The organism is Sporomusa rhizae (assembly GCF_041428845.1).
Taxonomy (GTDB): Bacteria; Bacillota; Negativicutes; order Sporomusales; family Sporomusaceae; genus Sporomusa; species Sporomusa rhizae.
The window spans coordinates 3,468,344-3,486,847 of record NZ_CP156925.1 but is presented as its reverse complement, the minus strand read 5'-3'; the positions used below and the strand labels follow the sequence as shown (position 1 = coordinate 3,486,847).

Below are 18,504 nucleotides of genomic sequence, written 5' to 3'. Positions count from 1 at the left end.
TAGCATGAAGTGGGCCGTTATTCATTGTACGCGCGGTTCTCTTACAGAAAACATCAAAATAGAACAAGAATACGAGGCTGGTTTTTAGCACTCGGCATCAAAAACATTTACATCGGCCCTTCGTTACCTGCATTCTTGTCGCCAAACGTACTTAACATCGTAGTGTCCAAGTTTGATCTTCATCCTATTACTACTCCAGAAAACGATCTCCAAGCAATTTTGAAATAAAACAATATAAAATAAGTCAGGACTAGGCGGCGACGCCTTTAGTCCTGACTTATTTTTTTAGGCCTATTTAAGTCCGGCTACTAAAGCATCAAATCTAACCTGGTGTTCGTTAATCCTAGCATTAAACTTCTCTGTGAGTGTGTTTTCATGTAGCAAAGATAGGTTAATTCTTGCCGCAGCAAGTGAGCCTTCAACACCAGTCTTAAGCACTAATAGGCCGATTTTTAAGTCGCCGAGTACACCATGTTTTACTTTGGGTAGCATGGCAATTCCGGGCTCTAATGCTGCTAAGCAGGCTCCACTTATTTTTAAAGGCACTTCAATAGCAGATAAGGCTGCAGCTTGAATTTTCGCCTTACGTTCTGAAATTTCTGCAGGAGTATCCTTTGGCAATTTATAAGCGTCAAGTACGCCCTGGTAAGCAACTGCATCTCCTTCGATACAGGATGATATTTCTGCATGTAATTTCGCTAAAAGAATTTTTGTATCCTTAAAAAAATCTGGATATTTCTCACCAGTGGGGTGACCGGAAGCTGAGTCTACTGACATCTCCAGTAAGCTAATACCCATTAACCCTGACAACGCTATAACACAACCACCTGCCGGTACTACTGGTTTAGCAGTAGAAACCTTTTTAGCAAAGTCACTAATACTTAAATCTACCAGCATCCTATCATCCACCTTCTAAATATAATCAGAATAATTTCCATATCTACATCATACACTTTATTCTCTAATAATTCAGTGACAATAATCATGCGAACGGAAAAAACTACTAATAAAGATATAGTTACCTTATTTGCTAATAGCCCTAATAAATCGTAGCACAACTTAAGCGGCGTTCCCATTTGAACTGATAGGGAGAGGCGCGCCACCCGTAACACACTAACGGCGGAACTTTTGTTATGTAATAATAGCAGGATATACAGGTAGAGAAAATAGCCATAACTTACTTTAAAAAGTAAATTATGGCTATTTTTACATAGTGATCTTTGTTGGACTATAGTCCAATTTCATATGTTAGTCGCATCACCTTGTAAAAGTGTCCCATTTCATTAGTTCGCGGACCTGTTCACCATCCAGCGTATTATTTTTTAATAGCGCCTTCGCGATGTGATGGAGCTCCTCGATATGGTTTCGGATAATTTCCTCTGTTTCACCATAAGCACCTTTGATAATGTCACGAATTTCTTTATCGATGCTGAAGGAAATCTCTTCGCTATGGGTACGCTTGCGGGCAATATCCCGCCCTAAAAAAACCTCTTCACCCTGCCCGTAAGTAATAGGCCCAATTGATTTTCCCATACCATAATCGCAGACCATTTTCCGAGCAATTTCGGCAGCCTGTTTAAGGTCATTCTGGGCACCAGTGCTAATTTCATTCAATACAACGCATTCGGCAACCCGGCCGCCGAGGAAGACTTTTATTTTATCGATGAGTTCGGACTGGGTTATGAAATAGCGGTCTTCCCGCGGAAGAGTAAGAGTATAACCGCCAGCAACTCCGCGGTGGATTATCGAAACCTTGTGAAGCGGGTCGGCGTGCTCTAAAAGTAGTGTTACCAAAGCATGGCCAGCTTCATGATAAGCGGCGATCATTCTGTCTTTTTCGCTCATAACCAGGCTCTTTCTTTCCGGGCCGGCGACAACAAGGTCTATCGCTTCTTCCAAATCGTTCATAGTAATTCGGCTTTTACACGATCGAATAGCAAGAATCGCCGCCTGATTTACGAGATTGCCAATATCGGCTCCGGTAAAACCGGCGGTACGGCGGGATATGACCTCTAGATCAACATCTTCGGCTAAAGGTTTTCCTATCGTATGCACTTTTAAGATTTCCACACGGCCTTTGGCATCCGGTTTGTCTACGAAAATTCGACGGTCAAAACGGCCTGGACGCAGGAGGGCCGGATCAAGAATGTCCGGACGGTTAGTTGCGGCGATAATAATAATACTTTGTGAGGCATTAAAGCCATCCATTTCGACTAAAAGCTGGTTAAGTGTCTGTTCACGTTCATCGTGTCCGCCCCCTAATCCCGTTCCGCGTTCCCGGCCAACAGCATCAATCTCATCGATAAATACAATGCTTGGAGTTTTTTTCCTGGCTTGTCTGAAAAGGTCGCGAACTCTGGAGGCACCTACACCAACGAACATTTCCACGAACTCCGACGCACTTGTACTAAAAAACGGCACTCCGGCCTCGCCGGCTACTGCGCGAGCCAGAAGGGTTTTACCCGTACCCGGAGGTCCGTAAAGTAATATTCCTTTCGGAACTTTCGCCCCGATTTCACGGAATTTTTTTGGGTGCTTGAGAAATTCTATAATTTCCTCCATATCTTGCTTTGCTTCCACTGCTCCGGCGACATCCTTAAAGGAAACGGGGCTTTTTTTGTCATTTTTACGCAATTTAGCTTTGCTTATTCTGTTTGCCATTTGAATGACTACACCCTTTCTTGGATGTTATTGTTTTAGAAAATTATTATCGTCACTACCGGAGGTATCTTTGCCAAAATCTGCAAAATTGACAAGCATATAGCACATCCTTTGTATTTAGTATATGAATTACCTGGTAGATGTGACATAACATTGAATCATATCTGTAACCAGATTATGCAAATATCTTACTCCACCGTGCTCAAGTTTGGAAATAAAAAGACTCGAGGCAAGTTCCGTAGAACCTACCTCGGGTGAAGATGGCTGGGGAGTTATTTTGGCTCAAAAGATAATGAGAAAGCAATACTGGAAATAATTGATGATATTAGAAGAACAGTATAGCATTTCACTGGTTTTGATAAAACTTTTACACTTTTTATAAAATTTTGGTATAATTGCTGTAATTATACTTTTGCAACATATTTGATTTTTAGCACTGTCTTAGAGGCATAGACAAAGTTTAACAATATAGAAGTTAATGCAGGTAATTCCCGGTACTTTTGAGCCGTGAAGTGACCTTAGAAAAGTTGATAACGGAGGTTAAAACATGGGTGAATTTATGGAGAATAATCAGGAACTCTTAAATTTGATTGAAGAATGGGAACCAAAACTTTTGGCTCTTTCGGAAGATTCAATATCTTTTAGACCAAATAATGAAAGCTGGACAATCAAGGAGACTGTTGGACATATGGTCGATTCATCTTCTAACAATACCCATCGGATAATTCATTTACAATATCAACCTAATCCTTTGATTTATCCGGATTATGCGAATCTCGGCAATAATGATAGATGGGTTGCGATTCAGAATTATCAAGCAGAAAATTGGTATGATTTAGTTCAGTTATGGAAATATTCGAATCTCCATATTGTTCATGTAATTAATAATGTTAATATGGATAAATTAGACAATGAATGGATTACTGCACTCAATAAACGTGTGTCATTAAGAGCAATGATTATAGACTATCTAAGACATTTTAAATTACATCTTAGCGAGATTGATGAGCTAATAAACAAGTAAACGGATCATATCCCTCACGCGGCCCCCATGGATGCCAAAAGATTAAATAAAAAGACACCGTGTACTACGGTTGGCTACTGTGTCGACTGCCAAAGTGAAGATCGAATCTGCAACGATTTTGTTGTGATTAAGCGGCAGTTTAATCCGAATCGAATCAAGGTAATCATTGTGGGGGGGAGTTACGGTTATTAGTTCGTCGAAACGCATAATGTTTGAAGATGATATATTTATATAAAAAACGACTGTCTCTGTGATTCTGTATGATATAGTTATCGTAAAGGAGTATTGCAGGATATTGGCCATTAGCTGGTGTGAAAGAAATAATATCAGTTATCATCTTTAGTAGGACTTGAACGTGGACAAAACGAACTGTGATAAGAGGGATGCGTTTTGAGCAAATTATCAAAACTGCCCAACGTGGGCAAAGTGCTGGAAGAAAATCTGCTGGCTGTCGGCATTGAAACACCGGAGCAGCTTCAGAAAATTGGCGCGAAGGAAGCGTTTTTGTGCATCCGTCGCCAGCGTGACCCCGGCGCCTGCTTGCACATGCTGTACGGGATACAGGGCGCAATCCTTGGCATTCCGGATAAATTTCTGTCTGTTGATATCAAACAGGAATTAAAAGCATTTTTCCAAAGTTTATAAAAGAATAGTGAGAAGATGCTGTCCTTATGCCCCAGATGAGGCGGCGCGATCAAAAAGGAAACCTATATGGGCGGCAGTAACTATTTATTTGCATTTTGCTGTTTGAGAGAGTGTGCTGATGAGGTGAATGTTGATGAGAGCATACCAAATTAAAGTAGAGTTGATTGGTTCAAAGCCTCTTATTTGGCGTCGGGTCATTATTCCGGCAGATGTAACTTTTAAACGGTTGCATGACACGATCCAGTTTTCTATGGATTGGTGGGACAGCCATTTATATGGGTTCGAGTTTCCGCAGGAAAAGCTTCGCATCACAAATGATGAAGAAGCCTATGAACAGTTTAAGTTTTATCAAGAAAAATATAAGGGCAAAGCGCTGACCAAGCGTAATGATCCGTATGGGTTTATTGCGCGAACACTTGAAACGGCGATAAGGCAGCCGCAGACAGTAAAAATTGATCAATATCTGGATAAATATAGTACGATTACTTACGTTTATGACTTCGGTGATGATTGGCAGCACAAAATTGAGCTTGAGCAAATCATTGATGATTATGCATTTGGCTATCCGACAATTATTGAAGGTGAGGGCGCCTGTCCACCTGAGGATGTGGGCGGACTTCCGGGTTACGAGGAGTTTCTTCGTGTCTGGAATGATCCTAAGCATCCAGAGCATGAAGAATTGCGTCAATGGGGAGAAAGCCAGCATTATCGGCCGTTTGACATTGCTTTAAGAAATAATTTTCTCAAGACTTGGTTGAAGATTAAGAAGGTGAAATGAAAGTTATATATCACAAACAAAGCAGGGCAAGGATTTTTTAATAATCCTTGCCCTGCTTTTACCATAGCCAGCTATTGCTGACCTAAAGGGATATGGTGTTATGTTTGGCAGAAAAATAAAAATGCTGCCAAGGCAAATTTAGACCCTTGCGGTCTTTAAGGGAAGTATCAGGGAGAATCGGGGCGGATCTTTTTTGGGGGTTGAAAAGAACAAGGCTCTTTTGTCATTTATCCGTAAACTATTACGAATCAACAACGAAAGAGCTTTGTAGGGCTATTTTACAGGTACAACGGCTTCTTCAGTCTGAGTACGACGGCTGATGTGATATGGTAATGTAAGGATATACCATATCGGTGACGTGAAAATCAGCAAAAACAAAAACACAGTAAACAGTGGGCTGATAATTGCCATCGACAGGTAAAACGGCAGTTTCTTGAACACAAGCTCACCCCCTCCCTTTTATAAGTGAGCTAGAAATGGAAAGGTAACTTGATCTACTTGATTTATTATACACGAATAATGTTGTGAAATGAAGTACGATCTTTTGGATAAAGGATTTTCTTTTACTTAATTTTTATTGAGGCAATTCCTATCAAGATAATTAGCGCACCCGCAAGCTTATTTATGTAGCTTATGGTTTTCGGCGTAACTTTGTCACGAAAGAAGGAGATCGCACTTGTGAGAATAATCCACCAGAGTAAGGAGCCAAGAAAAACCCCAAGAGCCGCTAAAGCTGCCTTCGGCAAGGAGGTTACTAATATGGCAATACCTAAGGAAGAAAAGGTGGCAATAAAAGAGAAAATAGTTATCGGATTTGTAAGCGTGAGTAGAAATATCCCAGCGAACACTTTATACAAGTTTTTCGTAGTTTCTTTATCGATAGACGGACTTGGCGGCACAGACTGAAATGTTTTCCAACCAAGATATGCGATAAACATTCCACCTCCCCATCGGAAGGCAGTTTCATATTGATTGATAAACGAAATTAAAAAATTTAGTCCGGCGGCAGCAGCATATCCATACAGAGCGTCGGCGGTTGCTGCTCCTAGCCCTACAATTAGACCAGATATACGTCCTTTGCTTAGTGTACTCTTTATGCAAATAAGATTTACCGGACCAATTGGGGCGGCAAGAAGAAATCCACTGATAACACACTTTAAAAAGAGGATGTAGTACATGGCTGGTGCCTCCTCAACACTATATCAGTATTGCTAAGGAGGGGACCAATTATACTTGACAGACACAAGCGAATAAAGGGAGCAAGCTCGGACATAACTATAAAGCATTATAATCATCCAGGTATGTTAGGAGTCTAATATGATAGCAGATATTGTGGACAAAGCGTTGCGAAGATTTGAAGAACGTAACTGCCAGCCGGGGGTTATAAAAAGAGCGGGTAAATTTCTACATCGTCTTGTAGAACGAGGGCTCCATCCGGACCTTATTAATATCATTCAAACACGACGGTTGCACGACACCATAAATTATGTATTTACTCATTCACCGTTTTATAAACGAATACTTAATCATTCTGGCATACGCCCGGAACATATACAGGCCATTGAAGATCTGCAAAAAATTCCGTTTACTACAGTGAAAGATATTCGTCAGTGGCAGGATTTTTTGTGTGTGCCCGAGGAAAAGTTATCCGCTGTTTTTACTACTTCTGGAACAACCGGTGAACCTAAGCGGGTATATTATACTTTTAGGGAAATGCAGACTCTTTCTAATCTCTATGGTATGGCTCTGCGTATTGCTCACTCAGGTAGACTTGTGGCACTAATTGCGTTGCCGGTTGGACATGGTTTATGGATTGGGGGGGCGAGTGTACAACGGGCAGTTGAACGTGCTGGGGGGTTACCATTAAGTGTCGGTGCCAGTGATCCAGGAGAGACTATAAAATGGATGGAGCGCTTTTCGCCCAATGTAGTATTTTCCTCTCCATCCTATATGACGGCTTTGACACGGGAGGCGGAACGTATAGGGTATCGCTGCGCCCTTGACAAGATTATACTTGCAGGCGAACTCTTAACTTCTGAGCACAAAAAGTTTTTCAATGGTTATTGGGGTGCAGCAGTTTTCGATAGTTACGGATCGACGGAAATTGGGAGCGCCCAAACAATTGCCCTACCAGAATGTACTGCCTTTCATGTAAATGATCTGCATCTTATTACAGAGATTATCGATCCGGTAACCGGCAATCCGGCTAATGAAGGTGAACTGGTTTTTACTACAATCCGAAGAGAAGGTATGCCCCTAATTCGTTACCGTTCGGGAGATAAAGCGCGATGGGCCGACTGTGCGTGCTGGTTGCCCTTGAAGGCTATCCACCTACAAGGGAGAACTGATGACATGATTGTTGCGGGTGATATGAATATTTATGGCAGAGTTATTGCTGATGAGGTAGGAAAGATCGACGGTACTACGGGAAGAGTACTAATAACGGTATCCAAAGAAGGTCTTACTGATAGAATATCGGTCATGGTTGAAGGTTACGTGGCCGAAGAAAAAATACAAAAGGCTCTTTTGAGTGCTTATCCGGAGCTAGGGGAAAATATGAAAAATGGAAATCTACGCTTAGCCATTGAGAGTGTTAATAATCTGGCCTCCCAGATTAAAGACGTAAAAATCTTAGACTTAAGGTAAGGATAGGGGGAGACGAGGGACAGGTTGAAACCACTGAAAAAGTCAATAAATAACAACTTCCCTCTATTATGGTAAAATATAACTGTAGATATTTGCCGGAAATGGAGGGATTTAATTTTCTTAAAATGTGCCTCACCAATTAAGTATATATAGCGTACTCTATGACAAAATTCCCAACGACCATAATTCTGAAGACTATCGCAGCTAATATTGATTTTAGTTTCATTACTATTTACTTCTTTGCACTTAAGTAAACTTCTGGAGATGGTAACTGGGATAAAATACGGAATAACAGGAGGATTTATTTTATGGAGTTGAGGCAGCTAACAGATCGTGTTTTTTATAGCATGCATAATAAAGAGGCTGATAGGCCAGTTTTAGGATATATAAACGGGCAGAAGTATTCTTTAATGGTAGACTCAGGTAATTCTAAAAAACATGTTGAATTATTTAATGAAGCTATAAATAATGAAGGATTGAGAAAACCAGACATTATTTCTATTACTCATTGGCATTGGGATCATACTTTTGGTATGCATGCAGTGGAAGGGATTACAATTGCTCACAAAAAAACGAACGATAAATTAGCAGAAATAGCGAAGTGGAAATGGACAGATTCTGAAATGAAAAAAAGATTAGAAGCAAAGGTTGAGATTGAATTTGCTGATACTTGTATTCGTAAAGAATATCCGCTACTTTCGGAGATACGAGTAACGACCTCCGATATCTCTTATGATGGAAATATGGAAATTGATCTAGGAGATATTGTTGTAGAATTACGTCATATAGTATCTCCTCATAGTGAAGATTGTATCTTTATATTTATACCTCAAGAAAGAGTTTTATTTATTGGTGATGCCGTTGGCGTGGATTATTACAATAATTGCTATTTGGATAAAGATAAATTACGTTCTTTAATTACAGCGATTGAAGAATTTGATTTTGATATTTGTGTAATGGGACATGCTGAACCAGTAAGTAAACTGGATATTCTTAATATCATTAGTTCTCTTCTGGACCGTTAAGAAAATATGATAGTGTAAAGTAGCGTATGAAAAATGTAAGCTAATTCTATCGGTAAAAAATAGACATTGAAACTATACATTTCAATAAACTAGATCCTTTTTTTTATTCATGGAAGCGCAGGAAAATCCCAAATTGACTTTTGCTGTGGAACGGGATCTTTTTTTACTACATAAATTTTGCAGTTGCATTTCTAATCGTGTTAACATATTATTAATATAAGTACCAATATTCGCACAATAGGAGGCTGATACATATGACTAAAATTAATCGCAAGGCCATTTCTAATATCAGTTATTTTAGTTTACTAAATGTAGTTGCAGAAACTCCGGCGAAACTTTCCAGAAATGATGTCCGGCATATTGCCGATGCGGCTAATAATGCCGGTGTACTTGAAGGATTTGCAGACTGGCTGGTTACGCAAGAAGAAGTACGGCCGGAAGTTCTTAGAGCATTTCGCAATTACCTTTCAGGCGAATATCGATTAGTTTGTTAAAGAGCTGCGTCAGCTAAACCGTGTTTAGTTGACGCATTTTTTGTCTCGTTTCTATTTTGGTATATACGAAAAAAGTCATTACATGAGAAAGAATTACGCATATTTCATGCGTAATTCTTTTATTTTTTCCCCATGTTATATTGAAAGAACGCTGGTTTTTATACCTTCAAATTCTTAATTTAAAAGTAGCCAATCCTAGTGGGGCAAATTTTAAAAAGGTATCAAAAACTGGGTTTAATGGAATAATTTTGAAAATTCGACGATGTTTTGACGGTCCATACCCTATCATTTGTTTGAAGATCCATATTTTGGAAAGGCAAGCTATGCGTATAATCGATTCGTGAAGGGAGAGATGAATATGAACAATGGAAAAATTAGCCAGGCGATGGTCATTAAGTTGGACAAGGTACTACCGGAAAAGCCGGTTTTTAAGCCTGGGATCCGGCGCGCGCCGAACAGGGGGTTTAGGTTGACGACGGAGCAAACGAAAGTGGCGCTGAAAAATGCGCTGCGTTATGTCCCGGAAGAACTGCATGCGCATTTGGCGCCGGAATTTATGGAAGAGTTAAAAACATACGGGCGTATTTACGCCTACCGGTATATGCCGAAAGAGCGGATTTACGGTAGGCCTATTGATGAATACAAGGGAAACTGCATCGAAGGCAAAGCCTTTCAGGTTATGATAGACAACAATTTGGATCAGGACGTGGCGCTCTATCCATATGAACTGGTGACATACGGCGAGACCGGCAGCGTTTGTCAGAACTGGATGCAATACCAGTTGACAAAAAAATACCTGGAAGTGATGACCCGGGAGCAGACGTTGGTAGTGGCATCGGGTCATCCGCTGGGGTTATTTCCTTCTAAGCCGGATGCGCCGCGGGTTATTATTACGAATGCACTGATGGTTGGCATGTTTGACAATCACAACGACTGGGAAATTGCCGAAGAGATGGGTGTTGCCAATTACGGTCAGATGACGGCTGGCGGTTGGATGTATATCGGTCCGCAAGGGATCGTGCACGGTACTTTTAACACGATTTTGACGGCTGGCCGGCTGAAACTCGGCGTGGGCCCGGAAGATGATTTGCACGGCAAGCTGTTCGTCTCGTCCGGTCTGGGCGGTATGAGCGGCGCGCAGCCGAAAGCCGCAGAAATTGCCAACGCTGTCGGCATCATTGCCGATGTCGATATCTCTCGTATCAACACCCGGTTGGAGCAGGGGTGGGTTAGTAAGTGCAGCGATAACCTGGAGCAAGTTTTTACAATGGCCGAAACGGCACAGGCAGCCGGTAAGCCCTTGTCCATCGCATATCACGGCAATATTGTCGATTTGCTGGAATATGCGGCAGCCAATCGGAAAAAGATTGATCTATTGTCCGATCAGACATCCTGCCATGCTCCTTACGAGGGCGGTTACTGTCCGCAGGGATTGACTTTTGCCCAGCGCACGGAAATGCTGGAGCATGACCGGGAAAAATTCTGTACGCTTGTCGATCAGAGCCTGAGACATCATTTTGAATGCATCAAAACCTTGGTTGAACGGGGTACGTATTTCTTTGACTACGGCAATTCTTTCTTAAAGGCAGTATATGACGCCGGTGTAAAAGAGGTTGCCAAAAACGGTTACGACGAAAAGGACGGCTTTATTTTCCCATCGTATGTCGAGGATATTATGGGGCCGGAATTGTTCGATTACGGGTATGGTCCATTCCGTTGGGTATGCCTGAGTAGAAAGCCGGAAGACCTGCACAAAACTGACCAAGCAGCTATGTCCTGCATCAATCCGAACCGCCGCGGACAGGACCGCGACAACTATATCTGGATTCGCGACGCGGAAGAGAATGCTTTGGTTGTAGGTACCCAGGCTCGCATTTTGTATCAGGACGCTGAGGGACGCAAAAATATCGCCTTGAAATTTAATGCCATGGTGCGTAGCGGCGAGATCGGCCCGGTTATGCTAGGCCGCGATCACCACGATGTTAGCGGTACGGATTCACCGTTTAGGGAAACGTCAAATATCAAGGACGGCAGCAATGTAATGGCCGATATGGCCGTGCAATGTTTTGCAGGCGACGCGGCTCGTGGTATGAGTATGGTAGCTTTGCATAACGGCGGCGGTGTGGGCGTCGGTAAAGCCATTGATGGTGGTTTCGGCATGGTACTGGATGGCAGCGAGCGTGTAGACGCTATTTTGCAGTCAGCTATGCTGTGGGATGTTATCAGCGGTGTGGCCAGAAGGGCTTGGGCACGTAATGCCAATTCCATTTCGACCATTGCGGAATTTAACGACCGGTATGCGGGAAAAGCGCACGTAACATTGCCGTATATACCTCAGGAGAAGCTAATTGAAGACGTGGTAAAAGCTGCTTTCCAATAATAAAGTAAAGCGGTCTTGCAGCAGGGAGGGATAGAGAGCAAAGTAGTTGGTCCGATGGGTTGAAAAGTGTGAAGTAAAGTTAACCACATTGAAGTTACCAGTTAAAGCTAAATAAGGAGGCTCGTTTATGTTTGAAAAACCAATTGCCATTGTTGGAATGGATTGTAGGTTACCTAGTGCGGCATCTGTCTCTCAATTCTGGGATAACTTATACAACAAACGAAGCGGAATTGTAAGACTTTCTGGAGCTGATAAAGCTGGAATGCACGTATCAGTAGGTTATCTTGATGACGCCGATCGATTTGATTACCAACGTTTCCGGATGGGCAAGCGTGAAGCTAGCCTTATAGACCCCCAGCATCGCTTGTTTTTGACATGCGCTGCAAATGTTCTTGAGCATATTCAAAAGAGTGATTTTACTGCGGAAGATTTTGGCCGCCGTGTTGGCGTTTTTGCAAGCTGCCCGATGAATACGTACCTAAAGCATACCAAAAACCATATTGATACCAGTCTTCACACCCTTGAGGGGCTGCAAGCAACTTTGCAAAACGACAAAGACTACCTTGCTCTTCGTACGGCAAATATATTAAATTTGACGGGGCCGGCGGTGGACCTTCAAACCTCCTGCTCAAGTTCGGCCACAGCAACCCACTACGCTTGTCTCTCGCTAGCTGCTATGGACTGTGATATTGCGCTTGTAGGGGGAGCAACTGTCATGAATCCTCAACTCCGCCCATACCAATTTATTGAAGGAAGCATATTCTCTTCTGACGGTCACTGCCGGCCTTTTACAGATTATGCAACCGGGACTGTACATGGAAATGGTGTTGCGCTAGTAGCACTGAAACGATTGGATGATGCCATTCGAGATGGTAATCCTATTTTTGGGGTCATCATTTCCTCGGCAATCAACAATAACGGAAACCGGCAAGATGGAATTACTGCGCCAAGTGTAGAAGGCTGGCGTGAGGTAATGGAACGCGCACTTGAAGGTATCGATGTGGAATCGATTGGTGTCATAGAAACACATGGTACTGGGACAAGGCTTGGGGACCGTGTTGAAATGGAAGCTTTGACTAGTGTATTCTCGGCGAAAAGTCAGAAAAAAGCCTTTTGCAGTCTCGGCACGGCTAAATCTCATATTGGACACTTGGAAGCTGCATGTGGCGTAGTTAGTATTATTAAAGCTGCATGTAGCCTGACCCAAAAGAAAATTTTATCAGATATATATGATGGAGAACCGATAAATCTTGCGGATACTCCTTTCTATTTCCCGAAAGCGTGTATGCCATGGCAGGTGGAGAACGGGGCAAAACGGCGAGTATCAGTGAACTCTTCCGGGATGGGTGGGACGAATGTCCATTTGGTCATTGAAGAGCCGCCAACTGAACGAATCGCCGGTATCGGCGACTTACCAGGAAGGAAATCGGAAAAAGCGGATGTACCTCGCTGTTGGGTAATGCCACAGCCGGAAAGCAGAGATCGAAGCCTAGGCATTAAGCTGAAGGATACAGGAGATGAAATAATTTATGAGACGTTGATTAACCTTAGCTCATTTGACTGGTTAAAAGATCATGCGTTAGCTGGCTCTGCCATTGTTCCTGGCACGTATTTTGTTCATTTGTTAAGAAGTGCCGCCAGAGCCATAGATCATCAAATTACATGGAAATTGGAATCAGTGGAGTTCAAGGGAATTCTGGCTGTTACTGAAGTCAAAGCGACCCTTCGCACGTCCATATATAAGACCGCAAATGGATGGAGTATTCAGATTGAAAGCAGGGGGGCGGACAGCTGGGAATCGACTGTTCATGCTGTTGCTCTGGCCACGCCGTCTGAACCATTGCTTACAGCGAGTCCCCATCTTTCAGAGTTGCTGCGCGGCAAACAGGAAGCGCTCCGTGTTGCCGATATTTACAATAAACAACTCATTTCTGGTTTGTATCACGGCACTCATTTTCAGAAAATGCGGCACGCAGTAGAGACTCCTGTGGGAGTTTTAGGGGTAATTGCGGATTTTGAAGGTCATTTAAAGGAGCAGGTGGATAGAGAAGTATGCCTGCTTGACTCCTGCCTGCAGCTATTTCGATTTGTGCACGGTCAGAATGAAGCCGGCGGCAACAGTGGCTATCTTTTAACGTCCTTTAGGAAAATTGACATATCTGCATTGCCCTGGAGAGAGAGGCAGGGAATTTGGTGCCTGGCTAAGCGTCACCAGGAAGCAGCCGGGAATCACTATATTACTGATTTCGTATTTTTCTCTGAGGATGGTGAACCCATCGGAGAGATTCAAGGTGCTCAAGAAAGAGGTGTCGGTTATACGCCGAATGAATCAAATCCGGTTGAGGTGCCAGTCAGGGAAGTGGCGGCTGCGAAAAACGTGGGTATAAGTTTTCAACAGCTGATTGAACTATTAAAAGAGCTTGCTGCGGATTCTGTAGGGAATGCAGCGTCTGATATATTGCCGACCGATACATTGGCTGTTCTTGGGGTGGATTCGTTTGCTAGTTTGGAATTAAGTCTGGAAGTTCAAAGCCGGTTGAATTCTAAAATCGACTTCTTGCAAGAAGTGAAGCCGGAGTTTTCAATTGAGGAAATAGCTACGCGGATTCTAGACAAGCTAGGAAAGGCGGGAGCTTAAATGAAGAATGCTCTTTCATGCAGTCCCATCGATGAATGTGCAATCAAGCCTACCAGACTCGGATGCCTCATGAGCAGAAATGCGGCAGTAAACGGAGGGGGCCTAGCTTGGATTGATATTGTTCAAAACGAGCAAGTAACATATGTCGACCTTTTCAGAAGAACGCAAGTTGCTGTTGAACGGCTACAGGCAAAGAATCTGAAGCCCGGTCAAGTGGTATGCGTCGTACTAACCAGGTCCGGTGATTTCCTTCCATTGTTGATTGGTTGTATTGAGCTGGATTTAATCCTGGCACCAATCGAAGAAGACAAGAATGAGGTTAAAGCTACAATTCATAGTCTTCGCCCCCGATTGGTACTATACGCGTCTGAGTTTCCTTTAGAAGAAGAGGATATTCCGGCTAGAACGGAAGTATTATCAATCAGTGCATTTATGGAAGGTGAACAGTTTACTGACGGCACAATTATTTTTAATCCAACACTACGCTATGATTTGCGTGACTCTCCGGCCCTTCTCATAAAAACTTCCGGAACAACGGGACAGCCGAAGTTCGTAGAGTTGAGTGAAAAAAATCTGGCCTATAACAGCTATTGTCTGCAGGAAAGGTTTGCATGCAGTCAGGAAGACCGGTTCCTGTGCACACTGCCTTGGTCCCATATGAATGCAATTATGCTGACAGGTTGTCTGCCCTTGGTTGCTGGAGCGACAACCGTTTACAACAATATTACTCGCTCTTCAGACCCAATTGCTGCAATACTTGAAACCAAGGCAACAATTGCTAGTTTGACGCCGACTCTAATTGCCTTTTTATTAAAAAAACAAAAGAAGGGACAGAGTCTGAAGTCGCTTAAATTCAGTTTTTGTGGGGCAGCTCCCTTGGGGCCGGAGCTCTGGCGGTCAGGAGAAAAGAATTTGGAGTGCGATATTTATCAGGGGTATGGCCTTTCGGAAACTACTTGTTGGATTACAGCATCCACTTCCGGCCGAAAAAATGACTATTCCAATGTAGGTACGCCTTTAATAGGAGAAGTCCGCATTGATACGAGCAAAGATATTCAACTGATTACGCAAATCGATTCTTCGGAAGCTTTAACGCAAAGTATTGGTGAGATTCAGTTTAGAGGACCGCTTTTAATGTGTGGATACCGTTTTCTTGATGGGAAGCGAAGCATCAAGTTGACCAATGATGGTTTCTTTGGTACAGGGGATGTTGGTTATATCGATAAAGATAACAATATTAAGGTGGTTGGTCGGGTTAAGGAAATTATTATACGATCAGGAATTAATATAGTACCTGAAACAATTGATGCGATAGTCCGTACTCACCCATGGATTGCTGATAGTAAAACGGTCGGCATTCCAGATGAATTTCTGGGGGAGAAAATCATCACCGCTTACATCCCTAAAGCGAACTGCAACATTACCGAAATAGAGCTAAGACGGTTCACTGCCGAAAAACTGCCAAGGCTAGTTGTACCGAACAGTTTTGTAAGAGTTGCAGAGCTGCCAAGAAACAGAGTTGGCAAGATTGCACTTGGTGAGCTAAGACAAATTGTTAGTGGTGATTATGCCCAGTTGGCGTTTAAATCACTAAACACATGGAAATTTAAGAGGGATCATCCTGAAGAGCCGGAACAGATCGTTCAGGCTTTTCAGAAAAAAATTCTTATGTCTCGTCCGCTGGAGTTTGTAGCCTACTGGGGAGCTGGTCGTAAGGATTCGATTTCTGATGCCGATAAAAAAGCGATGCAGCGACTTCGAGAATTCCTGGATGCGTCAGACACTTATGCGGGGCCGCAAGCAACATTAAAGCTCATTCTTACCGATGTACATGCTATCTTAAATGGCAAGCCCAAAGATCGTGTTAATAGCTATTTGGGGGAAATTGAGAACCTCTGCCATTCTTTTGGATTTCTTAGTATTCGTTCGAGTGAATTGTGGAGAAAAGCCGGATTAGACATGACGGATGTTTCGCGTAAAGCCGAATCCATGAGGCTGTTAGATTTGTTCGATATGTATGATGTTTCTGCCGATGTTATTGACCGGCTCATTGCATCCGCCCAAAAGCATGTTGAGCAGGGGGGCGCCGATGAAGGGCTGAAACGCTATCTACTGGCTTGTCATGTGGAACGTGGGATGTTTGCCGAGGAGTTTAATGAGGCGGTTTTCCTTACTTATAATGATTCCCAGATGAATTTTCTAACGCCCCCTTTACCAACCTTTCCGATTTCTTCTTATCAACGTGACACAGCGATAAAGCCGTGGTTTTGCATGGATTGATCAGCAGCAGGCTTTAGCGCTTGATAGGGTTGGCTTAGGCAAGGTTATCCGGGGAATGAGACAGACGGGCGGCTATGTTTTTTTTTGCATAATACACTAGAACCATGATTATAAAATGGAAACGACAGTTTATTGAAGGGGATGATTTCTGAGCCAAAATAGCAAATTTGAGGATGGATGGTGAAAGCTATGGGTTATGTTAAAAGGATTTTGTTTGCTGTGTTTTTATGTTTGGCGTGCGGCAACATGTACGTCTTTGCCTGTACTGCGGTGTATGTAGGCAAAGACGTAAGCACTGACGGTTCCACGATTATTGCCAGAAGTGAGGATCAGAGTGTAGGCGCTTATAATAAATTATTCTTGGTTGTACCAAGGGTTGAGAATACTCCTGGCCGAACGCTCACGGATGTAAATGGATTTTCTATGCCTTTACCGGCCACTACCTATAAATACACTATGATTCCTGACAACTGCGATGCCGGTGACGGATTGTATCCGGCTAGTTGTTCGAATGAATGCGGCGTGTCGGTCACTGGTACGGTATCCGCAGCGCCTAATGATAAAGTTAGACAAGCGGATCCGTTTGTTGAACAAGGTTTACGGGAAGCGAGTCTTACGGCAGCAGTAGCTGCCTGTGTCACAACGGCACGTGAAGGGGTGGAGAAATTAACTTCGCTGGTGGAGACTTATGGTTCAGCGGAAGGAAATATTGTAATGATTGCCGATCAGCAAGAAGCGTGGCTTATTGAAATTTATAGCGGCCATCAATGGGCAGCGCAAAAAATGCCAACAAATAAAGTGGCTGTGTTTGGTAATCAGTTTATGCTTGGTACCGTAGATGCAACTGATAAAGAAAATTTCCTGCGCTCCAAGGATTTATTTACCCTAGCGGATCAGTTTGGCTTTGCAAAAAGAATAAATGGAAAGGTGCATTTGGCGCTAACCTATGGAGCGCCAATCAGTGATTACTCCAATACACGTTCCTGGGGTGGACACCACTTGCTTGCACCTTCGACTGATGGCGGTCCATATAACCATGATACATTTTACGAACTATTTTATACACCCGACCATAAAGTATCGCCTCTGGAAGTAATGGATGTATTACGTTATCGTTATGAAGGTACGAATTTAGACGCATCTTTACCGCAAAATAAATGGACAGTTCGCACTGTTGGTGTAGAGCGGCAGTCAGAAGTCCATGTTTTACAAATCAAGGAGGAATATCCCCGCGCGTGTTCTGCCCTGCAATGGCTATGTATGGGTAATGCCGAGCATTCTGTGTTCATTCCGGCTTTTTCGGGTATTACCGAAACGCATCCTGCCTATCAGGTAGAAGGTAAACCATATGATGACAAAGGGGCGTATTGGAAATTTAAACGCATCTGTGCATTAGCGGAGCAAAGTCGTTTCCAATATGGGCAAGGCGTAAAATCCGCTTGGAAACAGTATGAAAAGAATTCTTATCACGATATGTTGCAAGCAGAGAAAGAAATGATTGCCCTATATGCAAAAGATCCTACCGTTGGTGAAAATTATGTAACGAAGCTTGGCATGGACAGTGCCCAGAAAGCATTGGCTGAAGCGGATACTTTGTATGTTGATTTATTAACCTATATCATGAACACAACCGGCATGGTCAAACCGAAACTTGATAAAATAGGTCCTTTTGTTTATCAAGACAACAATAAGTAATACGGAGCCACGAAAGAGGAGCTGATAAGCAAGTAAGCAGCCGGTTTAGGGGATTAATTCCGCCTAACTGGCTGCTTTTAACTTGAAATAGATATTAAAAAGTAAAGTCGCCGTGTCCCATAGGTGTTGGAGCACCTATCGTACGAGCAGGTGCCAAGACACTTACACGTAACATATCCTGATACTGTAGCAACAAATGATTGGATCGCATGTGTAAGGTGAATAATCCTGCGTATGT

Annotated in this window: 15 protein-coding genes and 1 pseudogene; 12 read left to right on the top strand and 4 right to left on the bottom strand. The window is 42.9% G+C overall.

Translation table 11 applies throughout. The features are described from left to right. Positions 1 to 9: 9 nt before the first annotated feature. Positions 10 to 228, top strand: coding sequence for a hypothetical protein (locus SRRS_RS16475; RefSeq protein WP_371362050.1), 219 nt, complete (start codon positions 10 to 12; stop codon positions 226 to 228). A 63-nt stretch (positions 229 to 291) separates the two neighbouring features. Here SRRS_RS16475 and SRRS_RS16470 read toward each other — a convergent pair whose 3' ends face one another. Next, on the bottom strand, positions 292 to 897 hold the full coding sequence (locus SRRS_RS16470) for a cyclodeaminase/cyclohydrolase family protein (protein ID WP_371362049.1): 606 nt from the start codon (positions 895 to 897) through the stop codon (positions 292 to 294). Between the two features lie 360 nt (positions 898 to 1,257). Then, positions 1,258 to 2,646: pseudogene (ftsH, locus tag SRRS_RS16465) on the bottom strand (ATP-dependent zinc metalloprotease FtsH); the annotation flags it as partial. Between the two features lie 562 nt (positions 2,647 to 3,208). Here ftsH and SRRS_RS16460 point away from each other — a divergent pair. The 4 genes from SRRS_RS16460 (at position 3,209) to SRRS_RS16445 (ending at position 5,108) form a co-directional block, all read left to right on the top strand. Then, complete coding sequence (locus SRRS_RS16460) at positions 3,209 to 3,685, top strand: hypothetical protein (protein WP_371362048.1); 477 nt, start codon at positions 3,209 to 3,211, stop codon at positions 3,683 to 3,685. A 27-nt stretch (positions 3,686 to 3,712) separates the two neighbouring features. Continuing rightward, positions 3,713 to 3,877 carry an LUD domain-containing protein gene (locus SRRS_RS16455; RefSeq protein ID WP_371362047.1) on the top strand — a complete coding sequence of 55 codons (165 nt, stop codon included), beginning with the start codon at positions 3,713 to 3,715 and terminating at the stop codon, positions 3,875 to 3,877. A 198-nt stretch (positions 3,878 to 4,075) separates the two neighbouring features. Then, a complete protein-coding gene (locus SRRS_RS16450; RefSeq protein ID WP_371362045.1) occupies positions 4,076 to 4,330 on the top strand; it encodes a TfoX/Sxy family protein in 255 nt (84 codons plus the stop codon). A 133-nt stretch (positions 4,331 to 4,463) separates the two neighbouring features. Continuing rightward, a complete protein-coding gene (locus SRRS_RS16445) occupies positions 4,464 to 5,108 on the top strand; it encodes a plasmid pRiA4b ORF-3 family protein (protein ID WP_371362044.1) in 645 nt (214 codons plus the stop codon). Positions 5,109 to 5,381: 273 nt separating this feature from the next. Here SRRS_RS16445 and SRRS_RS16440 read toward each other — a convergent pair whose 3' ends face one another. Both SRRS_RS16440 and SRRS_RS16435 read right to left on the bottom strand, forming a co-directional pair. Further along, positions 5,382 to 5,549 carry a hypothetical protein gene (locus SRRS_RS16440; protein ID WP_371362042.1) on the bottom strand — a complete coding sequence of 56 codons (168 nt, stop codon included), beginning with the start codon at positions 5,547 to 5,549 and terminating at the stop codon, positions 5,382 to 5,384. 122 nt (positions 5,550 to 5,671) lie between these two features. After that, the gene (locus SRRS_RS16435) at positions 5,672 to 6,286 is read right to left on the bottom strand and encodes a LysE family translocator (RefSeq protein WP_371362041.1); all 615 of its coding nucleotides are present in this window, start codon (positions 6,284 to 6,286) and stop codon (positions 5,672 to 5,674) included. Positions 6,287 to 6,425: 139 nt separating this feature from the next. Here SRRS_RS16435 and SRRS_RS16430 point away from each other — a divergent pair, with 139 nt between their 5' ends. The 7 genes from SRRS_RS16430 to SRRS_RS16400 all read left to right on the top strand — a co-directional run bounded on the left by SRRS_RS16430 (position 6,426) and on the right by SRRS_RS16400 (position 18,266). Next, the gene (locus SRRS_RS16430) at positions 6,426 to 7,754 is read left to right on the top strand and encodes a phenylacetate--CoA ligase family protein (protein ID WP_371362039.1); all 1,329 of its coding nucleotides are present in this window, start codon (positions 6,426 to 6,428) and stop codon (positions 7,752 to 7,754) included. Between the two features lie 308 nt (positions 7,755 to 8,062). Further along, positions 8,063 to 8,779, top strand: a complete 717-nt coding sequence (locus SRRS_RS16425) for an MBL fold metallo-hydrolase (RefSeq protein ID WP_371362038.1) — start codon at positions 8,063 to 8,065, stop codon at positions 8,777 to 8,779. Positions 8,780 to 9,033: 254 nt separating this feature from the next. Beyond that, a complete protein-coding gene (locus SRRS_RS16420; protein WP_371362036.1) occupies positions 9,034 to 9,273 on the top strand; it encodes a hypothetical protein in 240 nt (79 codons plus the stop codon). A gap of 352 nt (positions 9,274 to 9,625) precedes the next feature. Further along, positions 9,626 to 11,653, top strand: a complete 2,028-nt coding sequence (locus SRRS_RS16415; protein ID WP_371362034.1) for a urocanate hydratase — start codon at positions 9,626 to 9,628, stop codon at positions 11,651 to 11,653. Positions 11,654 to 11,780: 127 nt separating this feature from the next. Further along, entirely contained in the window at positions 11,781 to 14,291 is a 2,511-nt protein-coding gene (locus tag SRRS_RS16410; protein ID WP_371362032.1) for a beta-ketoacyl synthase N-terminal-like domain-containing protein, read from the top strand. Continuing rightward, entirely contained in the window at positions 14,292 to 16,571 is a 2,280-nt protein-coding gene (locus tag SRRS_RS16405) for a class I adenylate-forming enzyme family protein (protein ID WP_371362031.1), read from the top strand. A gap of 189 nt (positions 16,572 to 16,760) precedes the next feature. Next, positions 16,761 to 18,266, top strand: coding sequence for a C69 family dipeptidase (locus SRRS_RS16400; protein WP_371362030.1), 1,506 nt, complete (start codon positions 16,761 to 16,763; stop codon positions 18,264 to 18,266). Positions 18,267 to 18,504: the final 238 nt, after the last annotated feature.

Excerpts from the sequence above, each read along its gene's own strand:
- SRRS_RS16470 (WP_371362049.1), bottom strand. The coding sequence starts at position 897 with ATGCTGGTAGATTTAAGTATTAGTGACTTTGCTAAAAAGGTTTCTACT.
- SRRS_RS16460 (WP_371362048.1), top strand. The coding sequence starts at position 3,209 with ATGGGTGAATTTATGGAGAATAATCAGGAACTCTTAAATTTGATTGAA.
- SRRS_RS16455 (WP_371362047.1), top strand. The coding sequence starts at position 3,713 with ATGGATGCCAAAAGATTAAATAAAAAGACACCGTGTACTACGGTTGGC.
- SRRS_RS16445 (WP_371362044.1), top strand. The coding sequence starts at position 4,464 with ATGAGAGCATACCAAATTAAAGTAGAGTTGATTGGTTCAAAGCCTCTT.
- SRRS_RS16435 (WP_371362041.1), bottom strand. The coding sequence starts at position 6,286 with ATGTACTACATCCTCTTTTTAAAGTGTGTTATCAGTGGATTTCTTCTT.
- SRRS_RS16430 (WP_371362039.1), top strand. The coding sequence starts at position 6,426 with ATGATAGCAGATATTGTGGACAAAGCGTTGCGAAGATTTGAAGAACGT.
- SRRS_RS16425 (WP_371362038.1), top strand. The coding sequence starts at position 8,063 with ATGGAGTTGAGGCAGCTAACAGATCGTGTTTTTTATAGCATGCATAAT.
- SRRS_RS16420 (WP_371362036.1), top strand. The coding sequence starts at position 9,034 with ATGACTAAAATTAATCGCAAGGCCATTTCTAATATCAGTTATTTTAGT.
- SRRS_RS16415 (WP_371362034.1), top strand. The coding sequence starts at position 9,626 with ATGAATATGAACAATGGAAAAATTAGCCAGGCGATGGTCATTAAGTTG.
- SRRS_RS16410 (WP_371362032.1), top strand. The coding sequence starts at position 11,781 with ATGTTTGAAAAACCAATTGCCATTGTTGGAATGGATTGTAGGTTACCT.
- SRRS_RS16405 (WP_371362031.1), top strand. The coding sequence starts at position 14,292 with ATGAAGAATGCTCTTTCATGCAGTCCCATCGATGAATGTGCAATCAAG.
- SRRS_RS16400 (WP_371362030.1), top strand. The coding sequence starts at position 16,761 with ATGGGTTATGTTAAAAGGATTTTGTTTGCTGTGTTTTTATGTTTGGCG.